This window comes from Microcystis sp. M53598_WE2 (genome assembly GCF_030067735.1).
Lineage (GTDB): Bacteria > Cyanobacteriota > Cyanobacteriia > Cyanobacteriales > Microcystaceae > Microcystis > Microcystis aeruginosa.
On record NZ_JASJFE010000779.1, the window covers coordinates 1 to 1,966 of the forward strand.

A 1,966-nucleotide genomic window follows, 5' to 3' on the forward strand; every position below is an offset into this window, starting at 1 on the left:
ATATGTGTAATTAATTTTGCTTAGGTACTTAATCAGTGAACTGAAAACTCACATCTGATAACTGATAACTGATAACTGATAACTGATAACCCCATTTCCCTAGATTACGGTAATAGGATCGCCGACTTTAATTGTACCTGTCTTTTCGGGGATGACATTTTCTCCGAACATAATGCCCCCGGGGAAACTGCGAAAAGTGCTTAAGGTTTTTAAAGGTTCCTGCTGGGGATTTCTCCTACCTGTTTCTTGATCGGTGGTGGTAATAATACAGCGACTACAGGGTTTAACTAGAGCATAGGTGATCTCAGCAATTTTGATCTTTTGCCAACTACTTTCGCCAAAAGCTCGATCGCTACTAATAACAATATTAGGACGAAAACGATTCATCGGCACTGGTGCAACTAAACGCCGATTTAAGTCCTCTAAAGAAGCAGTATTAGTTAATAAAATTGGATAACCATCGGCAAAGCTGACGGGAGTATGATCGTTCCCCGCATAGCGAGGATTCGCAGGACGTGGATAATCAGGAGATTGTCGCACTAAACGACAAGGAATGTCGAGAATTTTCTCGAACCATTCGGCAATTTCATCCCCTTGATCCATGGCTATGGTGTGAGATTCCCAGATTTGAACCGCTCTTTTTTCTCCTGTGAAATTAGGACAAAAAGTCAGGGAATCTTGAGATGTTTTCAGAGAAAATTTATCTCCTGTAATCGTGACAGAAACCCTGGCTAATTGCGGATATTCTCTTTGGGTGATAAATTTACCCTTGCCATCTACTAACATCATTTCTCGATCCCAGAGGAAACCTTTAGGAGTCACTTCAGCTTGGGATAATTGAATACCTCGACAGGATTTAATCGGGTAGATATAGAGATCAGTAACCTGCATTTTCTTTCAGTAGTTCTACATATTTTTTCGCCACATCTTCCCAAGTCCAGAGATTAATTTTATTGGGGATATCTTCGGGTAACAAGCGAGGAATTGGATTGAGGATAAATTGTTCTAAACAATTAGCTAAACTTTCCGCATCTCCCCTAGGATAGAATTGCACTCTTTCGGGACAATTATATAATTCCACCTGTTCTTGAAACACTTCTAAATCGGAAGCGATAACGGGAATACCTTGTAAAATTGCTTCTGCTATTGCTAATCCAAAACCTTCGTATTTTGAGGGAAATACCACACAGGAACAGGTTTGATAATAAAACTGCAAGGTTTCATAGTCTTGATAACCTAATCCCTTGATATGACTCTCAAAAATTTCTTGATTTTCCCGATAAAGTCGGGTACATTCTTTGAGATATTCTTGGTATTCTTGAGTTTTGGATTGTTGAGATAATTGCAGATTTCCACTAACTAGATTATCGGTTTCTTTACCGATAAAAACTATTTGAAATTTTAAACCTTTTTTCGCTAGTGTAATGGCTGCTTTCAGTAAAGTCAGATGATCTTTGTAGATACCAAAAGAGGAGGGAAAATAAAAAGTAACTAGCTCACTTTTGACTAAATTACTCTTGAGATTAGATTCATCGATAAATCCTGCTAAGGGTACAGCTTTTAATTTACTGGCATAGGTAGCATTGGGAAAAACTTTTAAAACATCGTCTTTAGTTTTTTGGGAAATTGTGAAGAGTAGATCGGCCTTATCTAACCATTCTTTTAAGACTTCATTGTAGGGTTCTTGATAGGATTCTGAGTAAGTTAAGGGAGCAAATTGCCAAAAGACATCATAAATAATGCCACTTAAAGTAACCTTGACATTGGGGGGAGAAATCCGATTAGTCATCCCATACAAACAGTGATCAGCTTGGTAACGCTTGATAATCTGATTAATTCTTGCTTCGATGCGTAAAAGGTCAATTCTACGAGAGAAAAGACGATGAATCGAAGTCAGTCTTAGGGTTTTGTAAAAATTCGCTAGAAGACCATAAAAATAGATTAATTTTGTCTCAAAACTCTTGGG

At 37.9% G+C, this 1,966-nt stretch carries 2 protein-coding genes; both read right to left on the reverse strand.

The genetic code is table 11. The annotated features are described in order from the left end of the window. Nucleotides 1-99: 99 nt before the first annotated feature. The gene (locus PX636_RS15905) at nt 100-891 is read right to left on the reverse strand and encodes an MOSC domain-containing protein (RefSeq protein ID WP_288117786.1); all 792 of its coding nucleotides are present in this window, start codon (nt 889-891) and stop codon (nt 100-102) included. Beyond that, a partial coding sequence (locus PX636_RS15910; RefSeq protein ID WP_288117788.1) for a glycosyltransferase occupies nt 878-1,966 on the reverse strand: 1,089 nt, incomplete at its 5' end. The genes PX636_RS15910 and PX636_RS15905, both read right to left, overlap by 14 nt.